Raw genomic sequence first — 23675 nt, 5'->3', positions numbered from 1 at the left:
CGGCCGACAAGGCCCGTCTGGCCGTCGCGATTTCCGTGCTGCGCGCCTGCACTCGCCCGTGCTCCTCGATCCTGCCCCGTTCCAGAAGCTTGGCGCCGATCCGACCACCGCCGCGCGGCCCCGTCAAGCGGGCGCGACGCGGCGCCGGCGCCCGTTCGCAGGCGCCAAAAGCCCCCGCGCCGCCTTGACCCCCCTGCGCGCGCGTTGCATGACGCGCGCGCCCGTTCCCCTCCGCACCCAGCGACGAAAGGCGACGCCAGTGGACATCGCTACCCTCCGCGCCTCGCACCCCGAGCACTGGATGAAGGCCGCCGCGATCCGCGTGCTGGCCATGGACGCCGTCCAGGCGGCGAATTCCGGCCACCCCGGCATGCCGATGGGCATGGCCGACGTGGCGACGGTCCTGTTCGAGAGCCACCTGAAGTTCGACGCCGCCCACCCCGAGTGGGCCGACCGCGACCGCTTCGTGCTGTCGGCGGGCCACGGCTCGATGCTGCTGTATTCGCTGCTGCACCTGACCGGCACGCCGGGCATGGACATCGCGCAGCTGAAGAATTTCCGCCAGCTGGGCGCCAGAACCGCCGGCCACCCCGAATTCGGCCACGCGCCCGGCATCGAGACCACCACCGGCCCGCTGGGCCAGGGCCTGGCCACCGCCGTGGGCATGGCGATGGCCGAAGAATCGATGGCCGCCCGCTTCGGGCGCAAGATCGTCGACCACCGCACCTGGGTGATCGCCGGCGACGGCTGCCTGATGGAGGGCATCTCCCAGGAGGCCATCGGCCTCGCGGGGCGCCAGCAGCTCGGCCGGCTGATCGTGCTGTGGGACGACAACGGGATTTCCATCGACGGCAAGGTCTCGATGTCGGACGCCACCGACCAGCTGGCCCGCTTCGCGGCTTCGGGCTGGGAGGTGCTGTCCTGCGACGGCCATGACCCCGAGGACATCGACCGCGCTCTGACCGCGGCCAAGAAGTCCGACCGCCCGACGCTGGTCGCCTGCAAGACCCACATCGGCTACGGCTCGCCCAAGAAGCAGGACACCGCCGGCGCCCATGGCTCGCCGCTCGGCGCCGACGAGATCGCCGCCGTGCGCGAGATCTACGGCTGGAGCCACGCGCCCTTCGTGATCCCCAACGACGTCGCCGCCCAGTGGGCCGAGATCGGCAAGCGCGGCGCCGGCGAGCGCTACCAGTGGGAGGTCCGCCTCGACCAGCTCTCGGCCGCCAAGAAGGCGGAGTTCGAGCGGGTGATCGCCGGCGAGGCGCCCAGGAAGCTCGCGGGCGCGATCCGCAAGCTCAAGAAGCAGCTGTCGGAGGACGCGCCCAAGGTCGCGACCCGCAAGGCCTCCGAGATGGCGCTGGCCGCGATCAACCCGGTGATGCCCGAGACCATCGGCGGCTCGGCCGACCTGACCGGGTCGAACAACACGCTGACCAAGGACCTCGGGACCTTCGACGTGGACAGCCGCAAGGGCCGCTACGTCTACTACGGCATCCGCGAGCATGGCATGGCCGCGGCAATGAACGGCCTGGCGCTGCACGGGGGCTGCATGCCCTACGGCGGCACATTCCTGTGCTTTGCCGACTATGCGCGGGGCGCGATGCGGCTGTCGGCGCTGATGGGGGCGCAGGTCACCTACGTGATGACCCACGACTCCATCGGCCTGGGCGAGGACGGCCCCACCCACCAGCCGGTCGAGCATGTGGCGATGCTGCGCGCGACGCCCAACATGCACGTCTTCCGCCCCGCCGACGCGGTCGAGACGGCCGAGGCCTGGGAGCTGGCGCTGACCACCGCCGGCACCCCCTCGGTGCTGGCCCTGTCGCGTCAGAACCTGCCGACGGTGCGCACCAAGTACAGCTCCAAGAACCTCACCGCCCAGGGCGCCTACGTTCTGGCCGAGGCCGAGGGCAAGCGCCGGGTGATCCTGATGGCCACCGGCTCGGAGGTCGAGATCGCGCTCGCCGCCCGCGACCTGCTGCAGGCCGAGGGCATCGGCACGCGCGTCGTCTCGATGCCCTGCTGGGAGCTGTTCGAGGCCCAGGACGAGGCCTACCGCAAGCGGGTCCTTCCCGCCGGCCCCGTGCGCGTCGCCATCGAGGCGCTGACCGGCTTCGGCTGGGACAAGTGGCTGTCGGGCGAGCGCGGCGCCTCGAAGAAGGCGGGCTTCGTGGGGATGGAGGGCTTCGGCGCCTCGGCCCCCGCACCCGAGCTCTACCAGCACTTCGGCATCACCGCCGAGGCCGCGGCCGAGAAGGCCAAGAGCCTGCTCTGAGCCTTTCGCTCGCGACATGAGAAGGGCGCGGACCTGGCGGTCCGCGCCCTTTCTCGTTGCGCCCGACGCTTCCGGACGGGTCGAGCGGGGCTCGGGGCCCCTGCCCGCTCAGGTCCGGAACAGGCGGTTGGCGATGGTTCCCACGACGACGGCCAGCGCGACGAAGCACACCGGCGCGGCGACGAAGAAGCCCGGGCCCTCGAAGCCGGCCACCTCGGGCAGGATCACCAGCGCGGCGGCCGCAGGCACCGCGACGACGGCGCCCAGCAGCAGGCCGGGCGTGACGCGGGTGACGGGGGTGCTCGGCGCGGCCACGGTGGTCGCGCTCGACTCGGCGTTCGAAGCGCTCATCGGGTGTCCTTTCGGATCAGCATGCAGGGAAGGTTGCAGGGCCGATATAATAAGGCCGACATAGGACAACAGGCTCTGCGGCGCCCCGACGCGGCCGACCCGCAGCGCTGCGTCAGGCCGGGGCGCCGCCCGCTTGAAACGAAAGCGCGCCGCCCCCGGCGGGAGGCGGCGCGCGGGGCGCATCCGGTTCGGCCCCTGCCGCGGGGCCGCTTCGCCTCAGCTCAGGGCCGCGTCGCAGCGCCCGCAGACGCCGTCGTGGGCATGCGCGCCAACGTCGGGCAGCACCTTCCAGCAGCGGGCGCATTTGGCGCCCTCGGCCTGCGCGAAGACCACCGCCACGCCGGCGACGTCCGGCAGGCGGAAGCCCTCGGCCGGGGCCGGATCGCCGGTGACCTCGATGCCGGAGGTGATGCACATGTCGGCGAAATCGACGGTGGCCAGCGCCTCGCGGACGCCCGCATCCTCGACATGCACCGAGGGCGCGGCCTCGAGGCTGGCGCCGATGCGCTTCTCGCGCCGCTCGATCTCGAGCGCGCCGGTGACCACGCGGCGCACCTCTCGGATCTTCGCCCATTTCGCAGCCAGCGCCGGGTCGCGCCAGTCAGGCGTGTCGGGGAAGTCGACGAGATGCACCGAGCTGTCGACGCCCGGAAACCGCTCCAGCCAGGCTTCCTCCATGGTGAAGACCAGCATGGGGGCGAGCCAAGTGACGAGGCGGTGGAACAGCAGGTCCATCACCGTACGGCAGGCGCGGCGGCGGATGCTGTCCGCGGCGTCGCAGTAGAGCGCGTCCTTGCGGATGTCGAAATAGACCGAGCTGAGGTCGACCGTGCAGAACTGGAACAGGCTCTGGAACACCTGGGAATAGGCGTAGCGCCCGTAGCCCTCGCGCACCTCGGCGTCGAGCTCCGAGAGGCGGTGGAGCACCCAGCGCTCCAGCTCCGGCATCTCGGCCGGATCGAGGCGCTCGGCCTCGTCGAACCCGTCCAGCGCGCCGAGGATGAAGCGCATGGTGTTGCGCAGGCGACGGTAGGAATCCGCCGTGCCTTTAAGGATTTCCGGGCCGATCCTCTGATCCGCCGTGAAGTCCGTCTGGGCCACCCACAGGCGCAGGATGTCGGCGCCGTACTGCTTGATGACGTCCTCGGGCGCGATGGTGTTGCCCAGCGACTTGGACATCTTCATGCCCTTCTCGTCGAGCGTGAAGCCGTGAGTCAGCACGCCCTCGTAGGGCGCGCGCCCCCGCGTCCCGCAGCCCTGCAGCAGCGAGGAGTGGAACCACCCACGATGCTGGTCGGTGCCCTCGAGGTAAAGCGAGGCCGGCCACAGCCCGTCGGGCCGGTCGCGCATCACGAAGGCATGGGTCGAGCCGCTGTCGAACCACACGTCGAGCACGTCGTCGACCTTCGTCCACGCCTCAACATCGTCCACCAAGCCTTTGAGGAAGCGCTCTTTCGCGCCCTCGGCGAACCAGGCGTCGGCGCCCTCGGCACGGAAGGCCGCCTCGATGCGGGCGTTGACCTCGGCGTTCTTGAGGACCTCGACCTGGCCGGGCCCGGTCTCGCGCATGAAGCAGGTCAGCGGCACGCCCCAGGCGCGCTGGCGCGACAGCACCCAGTCCGGGCGCGCCTCGATCATCGAGTGCAGGCGGTTGCGGCCGGATTTCGGCGTGAATTCAACGAGATCGTCGATGGACTTCAGAGCGCGCTGGCGGATCGTCTCGCCATAGGTGTCCTGCCCGTCGCCCAGCTTCACGTCGATGGCGGCGAACCACTGCGGCGTGTTGCGGAAGATAAGCGGGGCCTTGGAGCGCCAGGAATGCGGGTAGGAGTGCTTCAGCCGACCGCGCGCGATCAGCGCGCCGCAGCCTGCCAGCGCATCGATCACCCGCTTGTTGGCATCCTTCTCCTTGCCCTTGTGATCGAAGATCACCGCCCCGCCGAACAGCGGCAGGTCGGCGCGGAAACTGCCGTCCTCGAGCACATTGTAGGTCATCGGAAGCCCGTGCTTCCGCCCCACCTCGTAGTCGTCCGCGCCGTGGGAGGGCGCGGTGTGCACGAAGCCGGTGCCCGCGTCGTCGGTGACATGGTCGCCAGGCAGCATGGGCACGTCGAAGTCCCACTCCCCCCCGGCCCCGTCGAGGCCGCGGAACGGGTGGGCGAGCGTCAGCCCCTCCAGCTCCTGCGCCCCCACGGCGGCGAGGCGGGTGAAGCGCTCGACCTTGGCCTGGCCCATCACGGCGTCCGCCAGGCTCTCGGCCATCACCAGCAGGTCGCCGGGCTTCGCCCAATTGCCTTCCGGAGCCTCTTCAACGCGATAGAGCGCGTAGTTTATGTTGGAATTGAAGCAGACGGCGCGGTTCTGCGGGATCGTCCAGGGGGTCGTGGTCCAGATCACGACCGAGGCGTCGGCCAGAGCGCCCTCGACCTGCTCGGTCGCGGCGCCGGCGAAGTCGCCCTCGAGATCCGCGGCCGAGGCGGGCTCGGCGGCGGAGACCACCGGGAACTTCACCCAGATCGTGTGGGACTGGTGCTCGTGATACTCGACCTCGGCCTCGGCCAGCGCGGTCTTCTCGACCACCGACCACATCACCGGCTTGGAGCCGCGATAGAGCGAGCCGTTCATCACGAACTTCATGAACTCCGCGGCGATCACCGCCTCGGCGTCGAAGTCCATGGTGAGATAGGGATCGTCCCAGTTGCCGGTCACGCCCATGCGCTGGAACTCCTCGCGCTGGACGTCGATCCAGCCCTCGGCGAACTTGCGGCACTCGGCGCGGAACTCGTTGATCTCGACCTTGTCCTTGTCGAGACCCTTGGCGCGGTACTGCTCCTCGATCTTCCACTCGATCGGCAGGCCGTGGCAGTCCCAGCCCGGCACATAGCGGCTGTCGTGCCCCAGCATCTGCTGGGAGCGAACCACGAAGTCCTTCAACACCTTGTTGAGCGCGTGCCCGATGTGGAGATGGCCGTTGGCATAGGGCGGGCCGTCATGCAGCACGAAGGGCGGGCGGCCCTCGGCGGTCTCGCGCAGGCGGTCGTAGACGCGCATTTCGGCCCAGCGGGCCAGCCACTCCGGCTCGCGCTTGGGCAGGCCCGCGCGCATCGGAAAGTCGGTCTTCGGCAGGAAGAGAGTGTCTCGATAATCGACAGCCGCGTCGGTCGAGGGGGAGTCGGCGCACATCAGGAGCGCTCCACAAGCTGTTGATCCCCTTGCGGGATCCATGTTCGGGATGGTCGGCGAAACGGGACTGGCGGCGCTCCTGAACTCAGGAGGCCGCGCCGGTAATTCGCCGGGACCGCAGGGGTCGATATCGGGCGCGCAGGTCGCTCATGGGCCCGGGTATTACACGCCGCGCGGCGGGTTGGGAAGGCCGGGATTCCGCCCGGACAGAGTGCGCGCCGCCTGCGCAGACCCGCGTCTGCACAGGCGGCGCGGTTCGGGACCAGAGGCCGGGCCCCGCCCGCCTCAGGCCGCCTTGCGCATCGCCCGGCCCAGCGACTGCGCCGCGGCCGAGAGGCCGGGACCGTGCGGCACCTCGAGCGCGTCGAGCGCGCTCTCGACCGCGCCCAGCACGCCCATCACCATCGGCGGGTTCAGCCAGCCCATGTGACCGATGCGGAACGAGGTCTGGGCGAAGCGGCCGAGCCCGATCCCCAGGGTCACGTTCATCTCGGTCTCGCACAGGTTGCGGAGCTTCTTCGGCTCGAACCCTCGGGTGAGGATCGTGGTGACGGCGTTGGAGCGGCGCTCGGGGTCGGTGACGTTGAACTCCATCGGCCCGTCGTTCATCCCTTCGGACCAGCCGGCGACCGCGGCCCGCACGGCGTCGCCCATGGCGCGGTGGCGGGCCCAGGCGCCCTCGACCCCCTCCTCCAGCAGCATGTCCAGCGCCTCGCGCAGGCCGAACAGGTGATGGGTGGGCGCGGTGCCGCCAAAGCGCTGGTAGGGCATGTCGGGGCGGATGCGCGGGCGCCAGTCCCAGTAGACCGAGACCAGCTCTCCGCGATGCTCCCAGGCCTTGGGACCGACGAAGCAGAAGGCCAGGCCCGGCGGGGTCATCAGGCCCTTCTGGGAGCCGGCGACCATCAGGTCCACGCCCCAGGCGTCGAACTCGAACCGCTCCGAGCCGAGCGAGGCGATGCAGTCGACCATGAACAGCGCCGGGTGGCCGGCCGCGTCGATGGCCGCGCGCAGGGCCGCGATGTCGTTGCAGGCCGAGGAGGCGGTGTCGACCTGCACCACCATCACCGCCTTGATCTCGTGGGCGGTGTCGGCGCGCAGCAGCGCCTCGAGCTGGTCGGGGGGCACCGGGCCGCGGTCGCCGGTCATCACCACCTGGGCGTCCACGCCCATGCCCTGCGCGGTCTGGGCCCAGCCCTCGGCGAAGCGGCCGCAGTCGAGGGTCAGGATCTTGTCGCCCTTCGAGAACAGGTTGGCGATCGCCGCCTCCCAGGCGCCGTGGCCGTTGCAGGTGTAGATCGCCACGCCCGCGTCCTTCGAGCGGGCGACCTTGCGCAGGTCGTCGGCGAGGCCGTCGACGAGCTCGACGATGGCGCCCTCGTAGATGTTGGGCGCGCCGCGGTGCATGGCGTTCAGCACCCGGTCGGGCATCACGGAGGGGCCGGGAATGGCCAGGAAATGCCGACCGTTGGCGAGCGACATGGCAGGGGCTCCTGAAACAGGGGCGGCCGCCGGGGAGGGCTCGGCGGCGGCGACGGTGACGAGGGCGCCTCGGGGCGAAAGAGCGGGCGCCGGGGGAATCGCTAGCGGCAAATCGTGGCCGCCGGAAGTGCCGCCGCCGCCGCGGGGGATGGGCTGGGAGGGACGGGAGGGGCGAGCGGCGGCGATATCGCGAGGACGTGGTTGGAAAGTTGGGGGTTTTTCGGGCGGCCATGACAGGGCGTGATGGCGCGCAGAAAGAATTGCGATGCGGGGCGCCCAAGCGCGGCCGGTTCGGGCCAGGTGCGGGTGAGGGTGCGGGTTCGCGCGGCCTCGGTCGGCGGCATGGACAGGCTGACGACCCGGGGGCGCCGCCAGTTCAGGCCGCCCCTGCCCTGCCTGCCCGGCGCCGACGCGGCCGGCGAGAACGAGGCGCCGGGTGAGGGCGCCGAGGGGTTGGAGCCGGGCGGCCGGGTCTGCTGCTCGGGCTGGCGCGGCGCCCTCGCCGAGCGGACGATGATCGACGCCCACCGGATGGCGACGCTGCCCGACGCGGTCGAGAACGGGGTCGCCTCGATGATCCTGCGCAACGGCCTCGCCGCCCGCCCCGCGCTGGCGGACCGCGCGGCACTGCAGCCCGGCACGGCGATGTCTGTGACCGGCGCCGCGGGCGGTGTGGGCATGGCCCGATCGACACCGGCCGCGCGCTGAACCCGCGGGGGATCGCGGGCGTGGGCGACGACCCCAAGGCCGGGGCGGCCCCGGGGCCCGGGGCGCCGACGCCGAGGCGGTGGTCAGCTCCCCGACCGAAGTCGTGCGCGCTCGGGGCCGACTGGCGCGTGACCAGGCCCGAGAGGAAGCGGCAGAAGGCGGCGCCCGGCCGGCGGAAGCGCCGCGTCAGGCGCGCCGCCCGGGACCAACGCTGCGCCCGCGGCGCGCGACTGGCCGGGCGCCCGGGACCTCCGCCGCCGGTGGGAGACGGGGGCCCCAGGCGCCCCGCCTGCCCCGCGCCGCGGGCGGAACGCGGCGATCCGCGGTCGGGCTGTCGCGGCGCTCCCGACCGCGGGGTCGGGGGCGCCGCAGGGGGCTCAGCGGCCCTTGAAGTTGGGGACCTCCCGCGCGGCGGTGGCGCGGACGCCCTCGGCGAAGTCCTCGGTGTGGCGCAGCTCCTCCTGCACCGCCAGCTCGCGGGCGGTGGCGGCCTTGACCGACTCGACCAGGCCCTGGCGCAGGGTCTCGCGGGTGGTGTCGAGGCCCAGCGGCGAGTTCTCGGCGATCTCGCGCGCCAGGTCCCAGGCCACCTTGCGCTCCTCGCCCACCGGGGCGAGCACGTCGGCAAGGCCCCACTCGACCGCCTCGTCGCCCTTCACCCGGCGCGAGGTGTAGAACATCAGCCAGGCGCGCTGCTGGCCGATGGCCCGCGGCAGCACGTGGGTCAGGGCGAAGCCGGGGTGAAAGCCCAGGCGCGTGAAGTTGGCCGCAAAGCGCGAGGCCTCCGAGCAGACCCGGAAGTCGGCCGACATCGCCAGCCCCAGGCCGCCGCCGATGGCCGCCCCGTGCACCGCCGCCACGATCGGCTTGCGGCAGGCGAAGATCCGCGTCGCCTCCTGGTAGAGGTTGCCCACGCCCAGCCGGTCGACCGCGTCGTCGTCCTCGCCCGAGGACGAGAAGTCCGCGCCCGCGCAGAACGCCTTGCCGTTGGCGCACAGCACGATGGCGCGGCAGTCGGGGTCCTTGTCCAGCGCCTCGAGCGTGTCGGCGATCTGCTGGATCAGCTTGAAATCGAAGAAGTTCAGCGGCGGGCGCTGGATCTCGACGGTGGCGACGAAGTCCTTCAGCTCGATCCCGAGCTCGGGCTGCGAATAGGCGGTCATGGCGTCTCCTCTCCTCCGGGGGCGGGCCGTTGGTCCGCCCGGGGCCGGTTCGCCGGGGACCTTACGGCCGGCAGGTCGGGGATGCCAGAGGGGGCGAGAAGGCGCAAGGCGAAGGCGGCCGGGAACAAGGCGGGCCGGGAACGGGCCGGGCCGCAGGGCTCGCCCCGCGCGCGTGCCGCGCCATATCGAGGGGGATGCGCCCCTGCGGCGCGCCGCGACCACGGAGAGCCGAATGCGCGAGACCGAGGACGAGATCCATCTCGACAGCCAGGAGCGGCAGCAGGTCGAGGAACACGCCGAGGCGCCCACGGAGGTCGTCTACGAAGCGATCCGCCGCGCCGGGCTCCATGAACTCGAGCGGCCGGTCTCGGGCCTGTGGTGGTCGGGCGTGGCGGCGGGCATCGCGCTGAGCCTGTCGGTGCTGGCCGAGGGGGCGCTGCATGCGCTGCTGCCAGACCAGCCCTGGCGGCCGCTGGTGGCGGCGTTCGGATACTCGTTCGGATTCCTGATCGTGGTGCAGGCGCGCATGCAGCTGTTCACCGAGAACACCATCACCCCGATCCTTCCCTTCTTCCTCAACCCCGGGCGGAGCCTGCTGGGCCGGCTGGCGCGGCTGTGGGGGGTGGTGCTGGCCGCCAACCTGGTCGGCTGCGCGGTGGCCGCGACCGCGATGAGCCTGCCGGGCCTGATCCCCGAGAAGATCGCCGAGGGCGCGCTGGAGATCGCCCGGTCCTACGCCTCGATGACCCCGACCGAGCAGTTCCTGCGCGGCATCCCGGCGGGCTTCCTGATCGCGGCGCTGGTCTGGATGCTGCCGCGGCAGGACGGGGCCGGCGAGATCATCGCCATCGTGATGGTGACCTGGCTGATCGCGGTGGCCGAGATGTCCCACGTGGTCGCGGGCTCGACCAAGCTGTTCATGCTGGCCATTGCGGGCGAGCTGGACCTCTGGGGCGCGCTGTGGCGCGACACGGCGCCGGCGCTGGCGGGCAACGTCCTGGGCGGAACCGGGATCTTCTCGGCGCTCGCCTACGCGCAGGTGCGCGAACGGGCCTGACGCCCGGCAGGACGCCGCCGGGGCCTTCAGTGAAAGTCGCGGGAGGGGAACAGTTTCCTCGCCTGGCGACGGGGGTGGCCTGCCGGGGCGCCGGGCGCCGACGCGGGGCCCTCGCGGCGGGGATCGCGGATCTCCTCGGCGGCGCTGCCGCGGCGGCTGCCCTGCACGGGACGGCGGACCTCGTCCACCGGCCCGGCGGGGTCGGGCATCTCGCGGGCCCCGCGGGCGAGGTCGTCGAGCATCGGCGAGAGGTCCTCGATCGTCTCGGCCACCACGTGGATCACCGAGCCGTCGCGCTGCACCCGCCCGGTCACCCGCAGCAGGCGGCCGGCGATGACCTGGCGGCGGAAGGTCTCGTAGACGCGCGCCCACACCACGATGTTGGCCACCCCCGTCTCGTCCTCGAGCGTGATGAAGATCACCCCCCCGGCGCTGCCCGGACGCTGGCGCACGATCACCAGGCCGCAGACCGAGACGCGGGCCTTCTCGGGCGGCAGGTCCAGAGCCGTGGCGGGAAGGCAGGCGGGGGGACGGGGCCAGGGCTCTCCCGTGCGGCCGCCCGGCATGGGGGCGCCGGGCGGGGTCAGGCGCGGGCGCAGCAGGGCCACGGGATGGGCGCGCAGCGTCAGGCGGGCGGCGACGTAGTCCTCGACCACCTCCTCGCCCTCGGACATGGCCGGGAGCGGGGTGGGCGGCTCCTCGATCCCCTCGCCCTCCAGCAGGCCGGCGAAAAGGGGCAGCGGGTCGCCCCCCGGCACGGCCTTGGCCTGCCACAGGGCCTGGCGACGGTCGAGCCCCAGCGCGGCGAAGGCGTCGGCCTCGGCCAGCGTGGCCAGCGCCGAGGCCGGCAGCCCCGCCTTGCGCCACAGATCCTCGACCGAGCGATAGCCGTTGCCCCGCGCCCCGGTCAGCCACAGCGCGTCGTCCTCCTTCATCGCGCGCAGCTGGCGGAACCCGAGCCGCAGCGCCAGCCCGCCGGTGGAGCGGGGGTCGGGCTCGAGCACATTGTCCCAGTAGGAGGCGTTCACGCAGATCGGGCGCACCGCCACCCCATGGGCGCGCGCATCCCGCACGATCTGGGCGGGCGCATAGAACCCCATCGGCTGGGAGTTCAGCAGCGCGCAGGCGAAGGCCGCCGGATGATGGCGCTTGATCCAGGCCGAGGCGTAGACCAGCAGCGCGAAGCTCGCCGCGTGGCTCTCGGGAAAGCCGTATTCGCCAAAGCCCTCGATCTGGGAGAAGCAGCGTTCGGCGAAGTCGGCCTCATAGCCGTTGGCGGTCATGCCTGCGAGGAACCGGTCGCGGAAATTGTGGATCGTGCCGGACTTGCGGAAGGTGGCGAGCGCCCGGCGCAGGAGGTCGGCCTCCTCGGGCGTGAAGCCCGCGCCGATGATGGCGATCTGCATCGCCTGCTCCTGGAACAGCGGCACGCCCAGCGTCTTGCCCAGCACCTGGCCGAGTTCGTCGGAGGGGAAGCTCACCTGCTCCTCCCCCCGCCGGCGGCGCAGGTAGGGGTGGACCATGTCGCCCTGGATCGGGCCGGGACGCACGATGGCGACCTCGATCACCAGGTCGTAGAAGCAGCGCGGGCGCATCCGCGGCAGGAAGTTCATCTGGGCGCGGGATTCCACCTGGAAGACGCCGATGCTGTCGGCCTCGCACAGCATGTCGTAGACGAGGGGGTCCTCGGGCGGCAGGGTCGCCAGCGACCAGCTGTCGCCGGCATGACGCTCGATCAGCTCGAAGGCCTTGCGGATGCAGGTGAGCATCCCGAGGCTGAGCACGTCGACCTTCAGGATGCCCAGCGCGTCGATGTCGTCCTTGTCCCACTCGATCACCGTGCGGTCCTCCATCGCCGCGTTCTCGATGGGCACCAGCTCGTCGAGCCGGTCGCGGGTGATGATGAAGCCGCCCACATGCTGGGAGAGGTGGCGGGGGAAGCCGATCAGCTCGGCCACCAGATCGAGGGTCTGGCGCAGGCGCGGCTCGGTGGGGTCGAGGCCGATCTCGCGGATGCGCTCCTCGCGGATCGACTCCGACGACCAGCCCCAGATCTGGGAGGCGAGGGCGTTGATCGCGTCGGCGCTCAGCCCCATCGCCTTGCCCACCTCTCGCACCGCGCGGCGGGCGCGGTAGTGGATCACGGTCGCGCAGAGGCCGGCGCGGTGGCGGCCGTAGCGCTGATAGATGTGCTGGATGACCTCCTCGCGGCGCTCATGCTCGAAGTCGACGTCGATGTCGGGGGGCTCGTCGCGGGCCTCGGAGACGAAGCGCTCGAACACCATCGAGGCGACCTCGGGGCCGATGGCGGTGACCCGCAGGGCGTAGCAGACGATGGAATTGGCCGCCGACCCCCGGCCCTGGCAGAGGATCCCGCGGGACTCGGCGAAGGCCACCAGGTCGCGCACGGTCAGGAAATAGGGCGCGTAGTCGAGCTTGCCGATCAGGGCGAGCTCGTGGGCGGCCTGGGCGCGGACCCTGGCGGGGACGCCGTCGGGGTAGCGGACGCGAAGACCCTCGGCGGTCAGGCGCTCGAGCCGGGCCTGGGGGACCTCGCCGCCCGAGACCTCGTCGGGGTATTCGTAGCGCAGCTCATCGAGGGAGAAGCGGCAGCGCCCGGCGATCTCCTGGGCGCGGTCGACGGCTTCGGGGTGGTCGGCGAAGAGGCGGCGGATCTCGGCCTCGGCGCGCAGGCGACGCTCGGCGTTGGGCTGGGCGCGCCGGCCGAGCTGGTCGATGGTGGCGCCCTCGCGGATGCAGGCGAGCACGTCGGCGAGGCGGCGCCGGGCGCCCACGTGCATGATCGGCGAGGCGGAGGCGACGAGGGGCGCGCCGGCGGCCTCGGCCAGCCGCGCGAGGGCGGCCAGGCGCGCGGCGTCGCGGCCGTCGTAGAGCGGGGCGGCGAGCAGGAACACCTGCCCGGGGAGGCGGCGCGACCACTGTCGCAAGGATGCCAAGGCGGCGCCCGCGCCGCGCGGCTGGCGCGGCGCCCTGTGGCGGGCGGGCGCCGTGGGGCGCGCGGGGGCTGCGGCCGGGGGGCTTCCCGCCGCGGCGGCCGGGGAGGCCTGTCCGGCAGGCGGGGGAAAGGCGTTGCCGGCGGAGACGGGAGGCGCGACCCGCCCGCCGCCCGCGGCGTGATCGGCGGCGCAGGCGCCCGCGGCGGGCCGGGCGCCCTCTGGGGGCGCGTCCACCGACCGGGGCGGACCATGCGGCGCCCTGCCCTCGCTCCCGGGAGCGCGGCGACGAGGAGCGTCCGGTCCCTCGGCGCCGGCGGGGGGCGTGTCGGGGCGCGCGGCGGGGGGCGCGTCGGGGTCGAGCTCCTCGGGCGCGGCCTCGGGCGAGGGGCGCCAGAGCAGGATCAGGCCCTCGGCGTGGTCGAGCACGTCGGCGGGATCGAGCCAGCACTCGCCCTTCGGAGCCCGGCGTTTGCCCAGCGTCAGCAGGCGGGTGAGCCGGGCCCAGCCGGCGCGGTCGGTAGGCAGGGCCACCAGCTCCTGCCCGTCGCGGAGCGCCAGCAGGGCGCCGGGGATCAGGCGCGGAAGCGAGAGCGGGGACAGGGGGGCGAAGCTGGGCGGATCGGGCCTGGTGGGACCGTCGGGGGAGGCCGGACGGGCGGGCCCGGGCGCCAGCCACCAGGGCTCCGGCTCGAGGTCGGGGCCGGAGTCGGGATGGGTCCCGGGGGCGAGATCGCGACCAGAGACGGAGCCGGGCTCGGGGTCGGCGCCTGGGATGAGATCGCCGCCAGGGCCGGGGTCGGGGTCGGGATCCGGACCCTGCTTGCCTGCGGGAGCCGGAGACATTGCGGAAGACATGACGGCCGAAACCGTCTGCGAGTCCCGCCTCGACGGCGCCGCGGCCTTGCTCGTCAAGGCGCCCTGCGCCGCCAGCCGGGCGCGAGCGACAGACGCGGCCGCATCGCTTTTCCCTGCAGGCCGGGGCGCTGCAGGGCGCAGGGCGCCGGGGGCGGCCGTCTCTGCAGGTTGGCCCGACTCGCGCTCAGGGCGGTCGGCCTGTGGCGGTCCGTCGCCGGAACGGGAGGGCGGCCCGGACAGGGACGCGGGGGGCCCCGGCGCATGCCGGGCGGCCGCGGCGCGCAGGGCGGCCTGGCCGCGGGCGCGAACATCGGCGGCGTCGTCATGGGCGTCGCGGGAGGCGCCCTGGCGGCGGGCGAGGGCGTGGGCGATCACCTCGGCGTGGCCGATGCGGTCGGTGGTGCGCACCGCGCCGGCGCCTTCCGCCCCGGCTCCCGCCTGCGCCGCGGCCCGGGCGAGGTCGCGCAGCGCCTGATGGGCGCGCACCACCCCGGCCACCGAGTTGCGGTCGACCACCGCCAGCGCCGAAAGGCCCAGGGCCGCGGCCTCGCGGGCGAATTCCTCGGGGTGGGAGGCGCCGGTGAGAAAGCTGAAGTTGGTGGTGACGTGGAGCTCGGCGAACGGCATCAGGCGGCGCCTGGCGTGCCGATATGGGACAGGTATAGGCTCGCCCCATGGCCAAGGCGATCTTCACGCACGCGGAAGGGTCGAAATACGACGACCTGCCGTGGGAGCGGTATCACTTCCCGCGAACCTATCTGAACGTCGTGCAGGCGGCTCTCGGCGACTGGGCGATCTATTACGAGCCGCGGCGCGATGCGGCCTCGGGGCGGGGACGGATGGCCTACTACGCCGCGGCCCGCGTGGTCCGGGTGCGGCCGGATCCGGCCCTGGCCGACCACTTCTACGCCGACATGACCGGCTATGTGCCCTTCGCGGCCGCGGTCCCGTTCCGCACGGACGGGCTCTATCTGGAAAGCGGGCTGCGCAAGGCGGACGGGAGCACCAACAAGGGCGCCTTCGGGCGCAACGTGCGTTTCATCCCCGACGCCGAGTTCGAGACGATCGTGGCCCTGGGCATGGCCGGACTGCGCGAGGAGCTGGGAGCGGAGGACTGGACGCCGCAGATCGACCGCGCGCCGCGCCCCATGCCGTCCCCGTCGCCCCGCCAGGAGGACGGCGGGCGGCGCTGGGCGGAGGCGCCCGAGCCCGTGCTGGAGGCGGCCGAGCCCCCGGCCGAGCCCTTCCGCCGTCCCCTGGTCGAGCGCCTGACCAGCCGACGCCTGCGCGACGCCGCCTTCGCCCGCCAGGTGAAGAGCGCCTACCGCGAGACCTGCGCGATGACCGGGCTGCGCATCCTGAACGGCGGCGGGCGGCCGGAGGTGCAGGCCGCCCATATCCGCGCCGTCGAGCAGGACGGCCCCGACGTGCTGAACAACGGCGTGGCCCTGTCGGGCACGGTCCACTGGATGTTCGACCGCGGGCTGCTGTCGATCGACGACGACTATTCGATCCTGACCGCGCGCGACTCGCTGCCCCCGGGCGCCGAGGCGCTGCTGCGGCCCGAGCGTCGGTTGCTGCTGCCCGACCATGCGCCCGCCCGGCCACATCCGGCGTATCTGAAGTGGCATCGCGAGGCGGTGTTCAAGGGCTGAGGCCGCCGCCCCGCCCCGCCGCCTGCCCGCGCCCCTGCCACAGCCCACGCCCCTGACGCTGTCCGCGCCCAGGGGGCGCCTTGCTGGCGCTTCCCTTGCAGGGAAGCGATCCGCCCTGCTCGTCATGCCGAGTCTCCCGTGATCCGGGAGACAGGATATTCCTGTTTTGTTCTCTTTTCCATCCGCAGGCGGCGTCGTCCCGCCGCGTGGAGGGCGGCGCCGCGCGGGCGGGGCTCAGCGGCCCTCGAACCGGGGGGGACGGCCTTCGGCCTCGGCCAGGGCGCCGGCGAGGAAATCGCGGGTGCGGCCGGCCTGGGCCTGGAGGTCGGCCTCGCGCTCGAGCTGGTCGGACCAGGACAGTTCCAGGCCGGCGCGCAGGGCCTCGCGGGTCAGGCGGAAGCCCTCGGTGGGGCCCTCGGCCAGGGCGCGGGCGCGGGACTCGACCCGCTCGGCGAAGGCGGCGTCGGGGACGGCCTCCCAGATCAGGCCCCAGTCGGCGGCCTGGCGGGCGGAGAGCGGCTCGCCCAGCAGGGCCAGGCCCCGGGCGCGGGCGGGGCCGACCAGGCGCGGCAGCCAGAACGAGAGCCCCGCGTCCGGGATCGTGCCGACGCGCGCGGAGGTGACGGCGAAACTGGCGCCTTCCGCCGCCACGGCGATGTCGGCGGCGAGCGCCAGCGCCAGCCCCGCGCCGGCCGCGACCCCGTTGACGGCGGCCAGGATCGGCAGGGGCGAGCCCGCCATCGCCTCGAGCAGCGGTCGGGTGTCCTCGCGCTGGGTGCGGCCGAGGTCGAGCTCGCGGATGCGGGGCGCGTCGCCCAGGCTGTGGCCGGCGCAGAACGCCTCGCCCAGGCCCGTGAGGACCACGACGCGCGCCTCTCCGGGCGCGCGGCGCAGGGCATGGACCAGGTCGGACTTGGCCTGCGCGTCGAGGACGTTGAGCCGCTCGGGACGCGCCAGCGCCAGGGTGGCGACGCCCTCGCGCACGGCGTAGCGCAGGGTCTGGTAGGGGGAGCGGCCGGGGGCGGCGACGGAAGCGGGAGCCTGGGGAGCGGGAGCTTCGGTCATCGGCGGGGCCTCCGGGAGACAATGGGGGAGGCCGCGAGGGCCCAGAACGGCAGCTAGGGGGCGGGGCCGGGCGAGGCAAGCCTCAGGCGTCGTCCCGCTTCATCAGGGCGTCGAGGCGGGCCCTCTCCTCTGGGCTGAGGGGGGCGGCGCCGGCGGCGGCCTCCGGGCGGGCGCGGCGGATCCACAGGAAGGCCAGCGCGCCGCCGCCGATCAGCAGGGCCGGCCCGCCGAACCACAGCACCGCGTTGCCCATCGAGAAGCTGGGCTTGAGCAGCACATACTCGCCATAGCGGGCGACGAGATAGGCCTTCACCTCGGCGTCGCTGTCGCCCGCCAGCAGACGCTCGCGCACCAGCACCCGCAGGTCGCGGGCGAGGTCGGCGTTGGACTCGTCGATGCTCTCGGAGCGGCAGACCAGGCAGCGGACCTCGGCCGAGAGGGCCCGCGCCCGGGCCTCGAGCGCGGGGTCGGCGAGAACCTCGTCCGGCTGCACGGCAGGGGCCGCGAGGGGCGCGAGGAGGGCCAGCGCCAGGACCAGGGCGCGCAGGGGCGAGGGGAGCTTCATTCCGCGGGGACCGCGGCCGAGGGGGCCCGCCGGGCGGCCGCCCCCACCCGGTAGCGCCGATCCGAGAGGGACACGACGCCCCCCAGCGCCATCACCAGCGCCCCGATCCAGATCCAGTTGGCGAAGGGTTTGACATAGATCCGCACCGCCCAGGCGCCCGCGTCGGCCTGCTGCCGGTCGCCGAGCACCACGTAGAGGTCGCGCAGGAGGCCGGCGTCGATGGCGGCCTCGGTCGTGGGCATGCGCTGGACGGGGTAGAAGCGCTTCTCGGGGCGCAGGACGGCCACCTCGGTCCCGTCCTTGAAGGCGGTGAAGGCGCCCCGCTCGATCGAGTAGTTGGGGCCCTGCGCGCGATCGACCGAGTCGAAGCGGAAGGCGTAGCCGCCCACCTCGACCGTGTCGCCGGGATGCAGGGCGCGAACGGACTCGCTCTCCCACGCGGTCAGCGAGGCGATGCCGAAGATGGTCAGCGCGAGGCCCGAGTGGGCGACCGACTTGCCCCAGTCGGCCCGCGGCAGACCCGACAGGCGCCGCCAGCGGCCGGGGCGGGACAGGCCGGCCCGCTCCCAGATCTCGACGCCCACGCCGGCGAGGATCCACACCGAGAGCGCGATGCCCACCGGCGCCATGGCGCTGCGCCCGGTCTGCAGCGCCCAGACCAGGGCCGCGACCGCGAAGGCCAGCGCCGCGGCGGGCCACAGCCGGCGCAGGATCCGCCCGAGGCGGGCCCGCTTCCACGGGGCCAGCGCGCCGATCGGCAGCAGCACCGCCAGCGCGATCATGAAGGGCGTGAAGGCGAGGTCGAAGAACGGCGCCCCGACCGAGATGCGCCCGCCGTCCCAGGCCTCGCGGATCAGCGGCATCAGGGTGCCCAGCAGGACCACCGCGCAGGCCACGGTCAGCAGCAGGTTGTTGGCCACCAGCATGGATTCGCGGCTGAGCATCGCAAAGACCCCGCCCGGCGCGAGCCTGGGCGCCCGCCAGGCGTAAAGCGCAAGCGACCCTCCCACCGCCACCACCAGGATCGCCAGCACCACCACGCCCCGCGTGGGGTCCGAGGCGAAGGCGTGAACCGAGGTCAGCAGCCCCGAGCGGACGATGAACGTGCCCAGAAGCGACAGCGAAAAGCCCAGGATCGCCAGCAGGATGGTCCAGGACTTCAGCGAGTCGCGCTTCTCGACCACGATGGCGCAGTGCAGGAGCGCGGCGGCCGCCAGCCAGGGCATGAACGAGGCGTTCTCGACCGGATCCCAGAACCACCAGCCGCCCCAGCCGAGCTCATAGTAGGCCCAGTAGCTGCCCAGCGCGATCCCCACGGTCAGGAACAGCCAGGCGGTCAGCGCCCAGGGCCGGACCCAGCGCGCCCAGGCGGCGTCGACGCGGCCCTCGATCAGGGCCGCGACCGCGAAGGAATAGGCGGTCGAGAGGCCGACATAGCCCAGGTAGAGAAACGGCGGATGGAAGGCGAGGCCGGGGTCCTGGAGCAGCGGGTTCAGGTCGGCCCCGTCCAGCGGCGGATGGGCCAGCCGCTCGAACGGGTTCGAGGTGAACAGCATGAAACCCAGGAACGCCGCCCCGATGGCCCCCTGCACGGCCAGCGTCCGCGCCTTCAGCGAGGCCGGCAGGTTCCCCCCCAGCCCCGCGATCAGCGCGCCGAACAGCGTCAGCATCAGGGTCCAGAGCAGCAGCGACCCTTCGTGGTTCCCCCACACGCCCGACACCTTGTAGAGCATCGGCTTGGCGGAGTGGGAGTTGTTGGCCACCAGCGCCACCGAGAAATCCGAGGTCACGAACGCCGCCGTCAGCGCCCCGAAGGCCGCCAGCGTGAGGACGAACGAGATCCCCGCGGCGGGCGTCGCCAGCCGCATCCAGTCCGACCAGCCCCGGCCCGCGCCGACCAGCGGCACGACGGTCTGCGCGAGACTCGCCACAAGGGCGAGGATCAGGGCGAAGTGGCCCAGTTCGGCGGTCATGATCGGCCTCCCGCGGTGGAACCCGGCGCGGGGCGCGCGCCTGCGCGGACCATGCCGCGACCGGGCGCGTGGTGCAATTCAGGAGGTCGCGAGGCCAGTCCGCCGATGGTCGCGGCGGCTTTTTTGCGGCGCGCTGCGGCTGGAAATCGTTTTCGCGGCATTACTGCAACACAAATATCACGTTCGTATCACGCTGACGCAGCGAAACCGGAGGCCGAGACCGGCGATCCCCGCCGCTCCCCGCACAAGAGGCAGAGCGATGTTCGACCGCAGCTCCCGACTGCCCCAGCTGACCGGCGCGCCGTTCCTGACCGATGCCGGGCTCGAGACCGACCTGATGGCCGACCGCGGCCTCGCCGTGCGGGCGATGGCCGCGCACACGCTGCTTCCCGACCCCAAGGGCCGTGCGGCGCTGGCTGAGTATTTCCGCGGCTTCCTGCGCCTGGCGCGGGAGGCGGGGACGGGCTTCATCCTCGACGCGCCGACCTGGAAGGCGCACCCCTGCTGGTCGCAGGAACTGGGCGAGGACGAGACCGCGCTGCGCCTGGCCAACCATGAGGCCGTCGCCTTCGCCGCCACCCTGCGCGACGAGTTCGCCGGGACCCAGCCGATCCTGCTCAACGCCCCCGTGGGCCCCCACGGCGGCGCCGGGCGGCCGGAGATGACCGCCGAGCAGGCCCGCGACTACCACGCCGTGCAGATGGGCTGGCTGGCCAAGACGGACGTCGACCTGGTCACCGCGACCACCCATGTCGCCTCGGCCGAGGCGATCGGGTTCTCGCGCGCGGCCTCCGACGCCTGGCTGCGCCACGTGGTCAGCTTCACGGTCGAGACCGACGGCCGCCTGCCCTCGGGCGAGACGCTGGCCGAGGCCATCCGCCGGGTGGATTTCGCGACCAGCGCGGCGCCGGCCTACTACATGGTCAACTGCGCCAAGCCCGACCATTTCCCCGCGAGGCTCGAGGACGAGGTCTGGGCGCGTCGGATCCGCGGCCTGCGCTGCGCCCCTGCGCGCGAGGGTGATGCCGAGCGGGGGGACTGCGGCGCGCTCGCCCCCGGCGACGCGAAGGAGTTCGGTCGCCTGGTGGCAGAGATGCGGGCGCGGATGCCGTGGATGAACGTCTTCGGCGGGAGCTGCGGCGCCGACCTGCGCCACGCCGGCGAGCTGTCGCAGGCCCTGCGCGCCGCGGCCTGAGCGCCGGGCGACCCGTTCCAGACAAGCCGATTTCATCAAGCCGGCCGGCGCGCCCCCCTCCCTGGGCCGCCGGCCTTTTGATGCGCGGGGGGCCGCGCGCCGACGGGAGCTCTCGGGCCGCCGCGCGTCCCCGCGAGTCCCCCCCGGTCAGACCAGCAGCTCGCCCCGCATCAGCACCACGCCGGCGCCCGAGACCTTCACCCCGGCGATGTCCTCGCGCGGGCCCAGCGCCTCGACCTCGGCGCGGCCGGGGCGGCCGAGCCAGTGGCCCTGCTCGGCGGTGAAGCGGGGGGCTGGGATCAGCCCCTCGGACCACAGATACGCGCCCATGCAGCCGGTGGCCGAGCCGGTGAACGGGTCCTCGGCGGGGCTGGGGGGCGCGAGAAGCAGGCGGGAGAAGACGTCGCCTCCCGGAGTCTCGCCGCCCAGCGTCACCAGGAACGGCTCCATCAGGCCGGCGTCGGGGTGGGCGCTCGCGACGCGCCATTCCTCCAGCCGCGCCACGTCGAGCCGGGCGCGGCGCAGCGCCTCGCGCGAGCGCAGGAGCGTCACGCAGAACGGCGTGCCGGTCGAGACGATGCGCGGCGGGTGGGCGATGTCGGCGACCTCCAGCCCGTAGATCGCGGCGATGGGCGCGGGGTCGAGAGGCGGGCCGATCTGCGGACGCGCCTGGGTCATCGTCACGCGGATCCGGCCCTGCGCGTCGCGCGAGGCCTCGATCGGCAGCACCCCGGCGCCCACCTCCAGCGTGAAGCGCGCGGGGCCGGCCGAAACGTCGACCAGCCCGCGCGAAACCAGGCTCGTCACCGTGGCCACGGTGGGGTGGCCGGCCATCGGGATCTCGCGATGGGCGAGGTAGTAGCGGGCCCCGAAGTCGGCGCGCGCCGAGGGGACGAGATAGGCGCATTCGCTCAGGCTCGTCTCGCGGACGAGGGCGAGGCGGGTCTCGACGCTCAGGCCCTCGGCCCCGTGCACCACGGCGCAGGCGTTGCCGCCGAAGGGCGCCTCGGCGAAGGCGTCGACCCAGTCGAAGCTGTAGGTCATGGGACGGGTCTCCGGTCAGCGGGCATCGCAAGGGCTTGGGTCGGGCGCGAGCCCCGGGCCTGAACCGGGGCCTCGCGCGGCCCGAAACGGGCGCAGGTCCTGACGGATCGGCGCCCAAGCGCCGACGTCAGATCCTCAGGCCCGCCTTGCAGCCGCTCGCGAGAGCGGGGCGGCAAGGCCGGCGGACCTCAGCCGTCGGCGTCGGCGGCGGCCTCGCCGGCGGCCTGGGGGGCGTCGGCGCCGTACTCGGGTTTGAAATGGCCCTCGGTCTTCAGCGTGTCGGCGATCTCCTTGGGCATGTACTTCTCGTCATGCTTGGCGAGCACCTCTTCGGCGACGAACAGACCGCCGGACTGCAGGCGACCCTCGGCGATGATGCCCTGCCCCTCGCGGAAAAGGTCGGGGAGGATGCCGGGGAAGGCGATGCGCTGCTCCATCGCGCCGTCGGTGACGGTGAAGGCGACCGAGCCGTCGTCCTGCCGGCTGACAGAGCCCTCGACCACCAGGCCGCCGACGCGCACGCGCTGCTCGGGGCCGGGCGCGCGCTCGGCGATCTCGGAGGGGGAGAAGAAGAACACGATGGAGTCGCGCATCCCCACGCCCACCAGCAGCGAGGCGGCCAGCACGAAGCCGGCGCCGATGCCGATCAGGATGATGCGCCGACGCTTGCGGGTCATGGCCATGGCCGGTCCTCCGTCCCTGCTCGTCAGGCCGTGGCGAGGCTCTCGCGCTCGGCCCGGGCCCTGGCCTCCGCCTCGGCCTCGCGCCGATGGATGGCCGCGTTGATCTCCGCCCCGTAGAGGATCACCGCCCCCGACAGGTAGAAGAACAGCAGCGTGATGATCACGCCCGCGAGCCCGCCGTAGGTGACCGTGTAGGTCGGGAACCGCGCGAGGTAGATCGAGAAGGCCGAGGCCGCGACGGTCCACAGCAGGATCGTGGCGGTGATCCCCGGCCAGAGCCGGCGCGCGCGGGGCCGCCCCGAGGGCAGGATCGCGTGCATCATGTAGAGGAAGAGCGCGAAGGCCACCAGCGCGATGATGTAGCGCAGCACCCCCATGCCGAAGGGGGGCGCGCGGCCGATCAGCATCTCGGTCAGCTCGATGATCAGGGGCGCGAGCACCACGGCGAACCCCATGATCAGCGCCGCCCCGGCGCCGATCAGCACGAACACCAGCCCCACCGCCCGGCTGATCACGAAGTTGCGCACGTTGGGCGGCTGGTAGGCGCGGTCGAAGCCCAGCCGGAACGCCTCGACCCCGTTCGAGGCGGCCCAGATCGCGCCGACGCCCGAGATGGTCAGCAGGCCCCGCCGCTCGACCCCCAGCGCCTGCTCGAGGATCGGGCGCATGGCGTCGGCGACCTGCGCGGGGGCGATGTCGAACATCAGGTCGATCAGCGCCTGCAGCTCTCCCGGCCCGATGGTGGCCGCGGCGACGGAGGTGCAGAAGATCAGGAACGGGAACAGCGCAAGCAGCGCCGAATAGGCGATGTGGCCCGAAAGCATGAAGCCCTCGTGCGTCTGGAAGCGGTTGGTGGCGTCCCACAGCACCTTCAGCGCGGCCAGCGAGAAGACCAGCGACAGCGAGCGCCCGGCCCACAGGCAGAAGCGTTCGATCCCGGTGCGCTTGCGGGCGAACGGATCCTCGGGCGCGTCGGCCCAGAACTCGCGGGCCACGGGGTCGCGCCGCTCGGGGTCGGAGGGCAGGTGCGAACGGCTGGGCGGAGGTCCCGCGCGCGGGGCGCGCAGGCCCGAGAGCGCGGCGTCGCCGCCCTCGCCGCGCAGGCCGCGGCGGGCGGCGGGCGCGGGAGGGGGCGCCGGCGGAGGGGGCTCGGCCGGCGGCGGGTCGACGGGGCGAGGCTCTGCAGATGACGGCGGGGACGCGGACGCCTGCGCCTCCTCCGCTGCCTCGGCGGCCGCGATGGGATCGGGGGCGCCGCCGGGCAGGCGCGCGCGCAGGAAGGCGCCGACGTTCATGGCCGATCAAGGTATCGGGCGGCTCGGCGGACGCAAGCCGCGGGACCCTTCGCGGCGGGAGGTCACACAGGCGTGAGGCGCCGGCGCCGCAGGCGCCCCAGCGTCCGACGCCGCCTGGGCGCCCCGGTCGGGACGCCTCCGCGCCCGGCCCGGCCCGGCCCCAGGC

The 23675-nt window shown here is 73.3% G+C and carries 16 protein-coding genes; 5 read left to right on the top strand and 11 right to left on the bottom strand.

Annotated elements, in window-relative coordinates; genetic code table 11:
* The first annotated feature begins 259 nt into the window (after nucleotides 1-259).
* Nucleotides 260-2278, top strand: coding sequence for a transketolase (gene tkt / locus AAC134_RS08550; protein WP_339948658.1), 2019 nt, complete (start codon nucleotides 260-262; stop codon nucleotides 2276-2278).
* 108 nt (nucleotides 2279-2386) lie between these two features.
* Here tkt and AAC134_RS08545 read toward each other — a convergent pair whose 3' ends face one another.
* The 3 genes from AAC134_RS08545 to AAC134_RS08535 form a co-directional block, all read right to left on the bottom strand.
* Nucleotides 2387-2629: a hypothetical protein gene (locus AAC134_RS08545; RefSeq protein ID WP_339948657.1), complete on the bottom strand. Its 243-nt coding sequence runs from the start codon at nucleotides 2627-2629 to the stop codon at nucleotides 2387-2389.
* Nucleotides 2630-2845: 216 nt separating this feature from the next.
* Nucleotides 2846-5812 carry an isoleucine--tRNA ligase gene (ileS, locus tag AAC134_RS08540; RefSeq protein WP_339948656.1) on the bottom strand — a complete coding sequence of 989 codons (2967 nt, stop codon included), beginning with the start codon at nucleotides 5810-5812 and terminating at the stop codon, nucleotides 2846-2848.
* A gap of 285 nt (nucleotides 5813-6097) precedes the next feature.
* Complete coding sequence (locus AAC134_RS08535; protein WP_339948655.1) at nucleotides 6098-7294, bottom strand: aminotransferase class V-fold PLP-dependent enzyme; 1197 nt, start codon at nucleotides 7292-7294, stop codon at nucleotides 6098-6100.
* A gap of 243 nt (nucleotides 7295-7537) precedes the next feature.
* Between AAC134_RS08535 and AAC134_RS08530 the strand changes: the two genes are divergently transcribed.
* On the top strand, nucleotides 7538-8002 hold the full coding sequence (locus AAC134_RS08530; RefSeq protein ID WP_339948654.1) for an alcohol dehydrogenase catalytic domain-containing protein: 465 nt from the start codon (nucleotides 7538-7540) through the stop codon (nucleotides 8000-8002).
* A gap of 377 nt (nucleotides 8003-8379) precedes the next feature.
* Here AAC134_RS08530 and AAC134_RS08525 read toward each other — a convergent pair whose 3' ends face one another.
* Nucleotides 8380-9165: an enoyl-CoA hydratase/isomerase family protein gene (locus AAC134_RS08525; RefSeq protein ID WP_339948653.1), complete on the bottom strand. Its 786-nt coding sequence runs from the start codon at nucleotides 9163-9165 to the stop codon at nucleotides 8380-8382.
* Between the two features lie 232 nt (nucleotides 9166-9397).
* On the opposite strand from AAC134_RS08525, the gene AAC134_RS08520 reads away from it, so the two are divergent.
* A complete protein-coding gene (locus AAC134_RS08520) occupies nucleotides 9398-10222 on the top strand; it encodes a formate/nitrite transporter family protein (RefSeq protein WP_339948652.1) in 825 nt (274 codons plus the stop codon).
* A gap of 26 nt (nucleotides 10223-10248) precedes the next feature.
* Here the strand turns inward: AAC134_RS08520 and AAC134_RS08515 are convergent, their stop codons facing one another.
* The gene (locus AAC134_RS08515; protein WP_339948651.1) at nucleotides 10249-14661 is read right to left on the bottom strand and encodes an error-prone DNA polymerase; all 4413 of its coding nucleotides are present in this window, start codon (nucleotides 14659-14661) and stop codon (nucleotides 10249-10251) included.
* 47 nt (nucleotides 14662-14708) lie between these two features.
* Between AAC134_RS08515 and AAC134_RS08510 the strand changes: the two genes are divergently transcribed.
* Nucleotides 14709-15689, top strand: coding sequence for an HNH endonuclease (locus tag AAC134_RS08510; protein ID WP_339948650.1), 981 nt, complete (start codon nucleotides 14709-14711; stop codon nucleotides 15687-15689).
* A gap of 234 nt (nucleotides 15690-15923) precedes the next feature.
* Here the strand turns inward: AAC134_RS08510 and AAC134_RS08505 are convergent, their stop codons facing one another.
* The 3 genes from AAC134_RS08505 to AAC134_RS08495 form a co-directional block, all read right to left on the bottom strand.
* Nucleotides 15924-16754, bottom strand: a complete 831-nt coding sequence (locus tag AAC134_RS08505; protein WP_339948649.1) for an enoyl-CoA hydratase-related protein — start codon at nucleotides 16752-16754, stop codon at nucleotides 15924-15926.
* 82 nt (nucleotides 16755-16836) lie between these two features.
* Nucleotides 16837-17319: a cytochrome c-type biogenesis protein gene (locus tag AAC134_RS08500; protein WP_339948648.1), complete on the bottom strand. Its 483-nt coding sequence runs from the start codon at nucleotides 17317-17319 to the stop codon at nucleotides 16837-16839.
* Nucleotides 17316-19292 carry a heme lyase CcmF/NrfE family subunit gene (locus AAC134_RS08495; protein WP_339948647.1) on the bottom strand — a complete coding sequence of 659 codons (1977 nt, stop codon included), beginning with the start codon at nucleotides 19290-19292 and terminating at the stop codon, nucleotides 17316-17318. Before AAC134_RS08495 ends, AAC134_RS08500 begins: the two co-directional genes overlap by 4 nt.
* Before the next feature lie 259 nt (nucleotides 19293-19551).
* Here AAC134_RS08495 and AAC134_RS08490 point away from each other — a divergent pair, with 259 nt between their 5' ends.
* Entirely contained in the window at nucleotides 19552-20487 is a 936-nt protein-coding gene (locus AAC134_RS08490) for a homocysteine S-methyltransferase family protein (RefSeq protein ID WP_339948646.1), read from the top strand.
* Nucleotides 20488-20634: 147 nt separating this feature from the next.
* Here AAC134_RS08490 and AAC134_RS08485 read toward each other — a convergent pair whose 3' ends face one another.
* The 3 genes from AAC134_RS08485 to AAC134_RS08475 form a co-directional block, all read right to left on the bottom strand.
* Nucleotides 20635-21531 carry a PhzF family phenazine biosynthesis protein gene (locus AAC134_RS08485; RefSeq protein WP_339948645.1) on the bottom strand — a complete coding sequence of 299 codons (897 nt, stop codon included), beginning with the start codon at nucleotides 21529-21531 and terminating at the stop codon, nucleotides 20635-20637.
* A 188-nt stretch (nucleotides 21532-21719) separates the two neighbouring features.
* Complete coding sequence (gene ccmE / locus AAC134_RS08480) at nucleotides 21720-22214, bottom strand: cytochrome c maturation protein CcmE (protein ID WP_339948644.1); 495 nt, start codon at nucleotides 22212-22214, stop codon at nucleotides 21720-21722.
* 23 nt (nucleotides 22215-22237) lie between these two features.
* A complete protein-coding gene (locus AAC134_RS08475; protein ID WP_339948643.1) occupies nucleotides 22238-23509 on the bottom strand; it encodes a YihY/virulence factor BrkB family protein in 1272 nt (423 codons plus the stop codon).
* Nucleotides 23510-23675: the final 166 nt, after the last annotated feature.

It is taken from the genome of uncultured Albimonas sp., from assembly GCF_963977235.1.
Lineage (GTDB): Bacteria > Pseudomonadota > Alphaproteobacteria > Rhodobacterales > Rhodobacteraceae > Albimonas.
The sequence above is the reverse complement of the archived record's forward strand: the minus strand, read 5'-3'. Positions and strand labels throughout refer to the sequence as shown.